The following is a 4,532-nucleotide window of genomic DNA, read 5'->3' as shown; positions in this document are numbered from 1 at the left end:
GCCCCGCGCCCCGGCGCCCCGCAGCCCCGTCGCCGCCGCGCACGAGCGCATCGCCCAGTCGTTCCGCCCGGGCGTGGCCGTGGGCCAGGACTGGGAAGAGTTCTAGACCCCTCCCCGCCCTGGCTGACGGTCAGCGGCCCTTGGGCTTGCCGCCGGGCGTCTTGTTGCCGCGCACCACGCGCGAACCGGCCACCGGACGACGCGGACCGCCGGCCTTGCCGCCCGCCGCCTTGGCCCCGACCTTGTAGCTCGGGGTGGTCGAGACCTTCTTCTGGGCCTTGGGGCCCTGCGGCTTCACCGACTTGACCGCCGCCTTGCCGGTATCGGCCTTGACGGGCGCCTCGCCCTTGGCGGCGTCGGCCTTGATGGCCCCGGCGCGCTTGCCAGAAGCGGGCTTGCTGGAAACGGCCTTGGTCGGGACAGGCTTGCCCGGCCCGGCCGCGCTGTCGTCCGCCGGCGCCTCGGCCAGGATCGCCGCCCTCTGGGCCGACTTCTTGACCGTGTTGCGCGAGGCCTTCAGGCGCGCCTTCTCGGCTTCCTTCTTCTCGAAGGCGCGTTTCCCGCGAACCACATGCCCCTGCTCGGGCTCGGCATAGGGGTTGGCGCCCGACTTGATGGTGATGCGCAGCGGCACGCCCGGCAGGTCGAAGCTTTCCCGCAGGCTGTTCACCAGATAGCGCCGGTAGTGGTCGGGCATCTGGTCGGCGCGGCTGGAGAACAGCACGAAGGTCGGCGGACGGGCCTTGGTCTGGGCCATATACTTCGGCTTCACGCGCTTTCCGCCCACCGAGGGCGGCGGGTGGCGCTGCATGGCCAGCTGCAGCCAGTCGTTCAGGTCGCGGGTCTTGACCTTGGTCGACCAGTCGCGGTGCGTCTTGATCACCGCCGGCATCAGGCGCTCGACGCCGCGGCCGGTCTCGCCCGACAGGGCCACGACGGGCGCGCCGCGCAGCTGGGGCAGCATGCGCTCGGCGTGCTCGTTGAATTCCTTCAGGATCTGGCCCGGATCCTCGATCAGGTCCCACTTGGCCAGCACGAAGACGACGCAGCGCCCTTCCCGCTCGGCCAGGTCGGCGATCTGCAGGTCCTGGGTCTCGAACGGGTGGGTGGCGTCCATCACCAGCAGCACGACCTCGGCGAAGGTCAGCGAGCGGATGGTGTCCTGGGTGGAGAGCTTCTCGAGCTTCTCGTTGACCTTGGCCTTCTTGCGCAGGCCGGCGGTGTCGACGAGGCGGATCTTGCGGCCATCCCAGGTCCAGTCGACCGAGATCGAATCGCGGGTGATGCCGGCCTCGGGGCCGGTCAGCAGGCGCTGCTCGCCGATCAGACGGTTGACCAGGGTCGACTTGCCGGCGTTCGGACGGCCGATGATGGCGATCTTGATCGGCTTGGTGTCGTCGTCGTAGTCCTCGAACTCTTCCTGCAGCTCGTCGGGCGTCACCGCCAGCAGCGCCGCATAGAGGTCGGCCATGCCCTCGCCGTGCTCGCCGCTGATCGGGATCGGCTCGCCCAGGCCCAGGCGGTGGGCCTCGGCGGCGCCGGCCTCGGCCTGCTTGCCTTCCGACTTGTTGGCGGCGACCACCACCGGCTTGTTCCGGCGGCGCAGCATCTCGGCGAAGATCTTGTCGAGCGGCGTCAGGCCCTCGCGGGCGTCGAACACGAACAGCGCGACATCGGCTTCGTCGATGGCGAGCTCGGTCTGGGCGCGCATGCGCGCTTCCAGGCTCTCGTCGGTGACGTCCTCGAAGCCGGCGGTGTCGATCAGCTCCAGGTCGAGGTCGCCGAGGCGGCCGTGCGCGAAGCGGCGGTCACGGGTGACCCCCGGCTGATCGTCGACCAGGGCCAGCTTCCTGCCGGCCAGACGGTTGAACAGCGTGGACTTGCCCACATTGGGGCGGCCGACGATGGCGAGTTTCAAAGGCATAGGCGGTCAGTAGTCGATTTTTCCGGTCCCGGCAAAGCAACAAGCCCGGGCCGGCGTTTCCGCCAGCCCGGGCCCGGGACGATTTGTGTTGCGCCGGACCCCGAAGGGAGCCCGGAAAGTATCAGCGGATCGCGATCAGCTGGGCCTCGTCGGTCACCAGATAGACCTTGTCGCCGACCGCGATCGGCGACAGCAGGACCGGCGAACCGATCTTCAGGGTCTTCTCGGTGGCGCCGGTCTTGGCGTTCAGGGCCACGGCCTCGCCGTAGCTCGACACCGTGATCAGGCGGCCCGAAGCCAGGATCGGGCTGGACCAGATGCGCGGGTGCTTGGCCAGCTTCTTCTTCTGCTTCTTGCTGAGCTTGTCGCTCTCGTTGAGGTCGCGGATCCAGTGGACCTGGCCGCCATCGCGCGAGACGCAGATCACTTGGCCGGCCTTGTCGACCACATAGACCACGTCGCCGGCCGCCCAGGGGGTGGTGATGGCGGTGACCGGCAGGCTCCAGCGGGCCTGGCCCGTGCGCAGGTCGGTGGCCGAGAACACGCCCGAGTGGCTGACGGCGTAGACGTCGCCCTTGTAGATCACCGGCCGGCCGGCGATGTCGCGGATTTCCGACAGGGCGTTGGTGCGGCTGGCGCGGCTGAGGGCCTCGCTCCACAGGTCGTTGCCGTTGCCGGCGCGCAGGGCCACCAGTTCGCCCGAGGCGAAGCCGGCGACGACGGTGTCGCCGCTAACCGCGGGGCTCGAGGCGGCCAGGATGCGGGCCGGCTCGATCAGGGCCTGGTAGGTCCAGCCCGGCGTGCCGTCGGCGGCCGCGAAGGTCAGCAGTTCGTTGTCGGTGGAGACCACGAAGACGCGGCCGTCGACCACGGTCGGGGCGGCGTGGACCGGCGTGCTGGTGGGCTGGCGCCAGTTTTCCTTGCCGTTGGCCGCGTCGATCTGGGCCACGAAGCGGAAACCGGACGAGACGTAGAGCTTGCCGTCGGCATAGGCGATGCCGCCGCCGAAGCCCTCGGTGTCGCCCTTGTCGCCGCCGATGCCGAAGAAGCCGCGCTTGCCCGGCTGGGCGGCCGGACGCAGGTCCTTGCGCCACAGGGTCTCGCCCGTGTTCGCGTCAAGCGCCGAGACCTTGGCCTCGCCGTCCATGACGAAGATCTTGCCCTCGGCCGAGACCGGGGTCGCGGTGATGTGGAAGGTGCGGTTGGCCTTTTGGCCGAAGCCCTTGCGCCAGGCGATCTCGACGTCCTTGGCGGCGGCGACGTGCTCGACCGACTGCTCGGGCGAGCCGCCCGGCAGGCGCCAGTCGGCCTTGGGCTGGGCTTCCGGCAGGAAGAAGTCGACGCCCTTCAGGCCGTCGGCGGCCTCGACCTTCTGGTCGAAGGCGATGACCGAGATCCGCTGGCCTTGCGTGGCCTGGGCCTTGTTCTTCTCGTCCTTGCCGAACGGGTTGAGTTTCGAAACCGTCGAGCAACCGGTCACCGACACTGCGGCCGACATCATCGCGGCGAGCAGCAGGGAGCGCTTCAAAGTCATGGGTCGGCGGCTCATCGAGCTTGGGGTTGCAGGCCCGGCGGCAGCTGGCCGGGCGCGAGTTGGATCGGCGGCGGCAGAGCGACGGCGGCCTTGACGGCGGCCGGCAGCGACTTGGCCGAGCCGGAGTCGATCATCTGGATAGCGGCTTGGGCCCGCTGGCGCGTGTCGTCGGACGCATCCGACAGCAGCGACAGCACGACGAAGTCGCCGCGCGCGTCAGCGCTCTTGCCCGCCTGCAGCTTCGCGAAGGCCAAGGCCTCCTTGGCTTGCACGCGGTAAGGGCTCTTCTCGCCGGTCAACGGGGTCAGCCTCGACTCGATCTCCTGATAGGGAGCCGTGTCCATGAGCGCGAAGGCGGATTTGAGGCGAGCTATGTCACCCATGACAGGATCGGGAGCAATCTTGGCCGCTTCGTCGAAATAACCGACAGCTTCGGCGGTCTTGCGCTCGTCCAGGCGGATGCCGCCCATCTGCATCAGGGCCAGGGCGCGGTAGCCCGCATTGCCTTCCTTCGACAGCTTCTCGAACTCGCCGAAGGCCTTGGCGGGGCCTTCCTTCTCGTAGGATTCGAGGGTCGCCTGGACGGCTTCCGACGCCTTGTTGGCGCGGTTGGGCTCGTACGTCGTCCAGCCCCACCAGCCGCCGACGCCCAGGACCGCGACCGCGGCGACCGCGCCCAGGACGGGCAGCGACTTCAGCGCGAAGGTCTTGTAGCGGTCGGAGCGAAGCTGCTCTTCGACCTCGTCAAACACATCGACCACGAACGAGGCTCCGGTACGGGCGCGGGAAGCGCCGGGGCGTCGAGGACCGGAAGGGTTTCCGGACGACGCAAGGTTGAACATCAAGTCGCCACGGCCCCTGGCCGCGACGCAGGCGGCGAACCTATAGCGTGTCCGCCGCCGCCGCCACGGCGGGATCAGGGTCCTTCTCCCCTTGCGGTAGAAGGTGGCGGCGAAGCCGACGGATGAGGGGTTTCTCAAACGTCCGAGGCTTCGCCCAGCTTCGTGGCGGATGGTTTTGAGAGACCCCTCACCCGACCTCCTTCGGAGGCCACCCTCTCCCGCAAGGGGAGAG

The 4,532-nt window shown here is 69.1% G+C and carries 3 protein-coding genes; all 3 read right to left on the bottom strand.

The window, feature by feature from the left end; translation table 11 throughout:
• Positions 1–130: 130 nt before the first annotated feature.
• Entirely contained in the window at positions 131–1,924 is a 1,794-nt protein-coding gene (gene der / locus DMC18_RS24235; RefSeq protein ID WP_110117813.1) for a ribosome biogenesis GTPase Der, read from the bottom strand.
• A 121-nt stretch (positions 1,925–2,045) separates the two neighbouring features.
• Positions 2,046–3,458: a PQQ-binding-like beta-propeller repeat protein gene (locus DMC18_RS24230; RefSeq protein WP_370443968.1), complete on the bottom strand. Its 1,413-nt coding sequence runs from the start codon at positions 3,456–3,458 to the stop codon at positions 2,046–2,048.
• Between the two features lie 11 nt (positions 3,459–3,469).
• The gene (locus DMC18_RS24225; protein ID WP_110133384.1) at positions 3,470–4,219 is read right to left on the bottom strand and encodes a tetratricopeptide repeat protein; all 750 of its coding nucleotides are present in this window, start codon (positions 4,217–4,219) and stop codon (positions 3,470–3,472) included.
• Between the last annotated feature and the right edge of the window lie 313 nt (positions 4,220–4,532).

Origin of the sequence: Caulobacter sp. D5 (assembly GCF_003185805.1) — a bacterium.
Classification (GTDB): Bacteria; Pseudomonadota; Alphaproteobacteria; order Caulobacterales; family Caulobacteraceae; genus Caulobacter.
The sequence above is the reverse complement of the archived record's forward strand: the minus strand, read 5'-3'. Positions and strand labels throughout refer to the sequence as shown.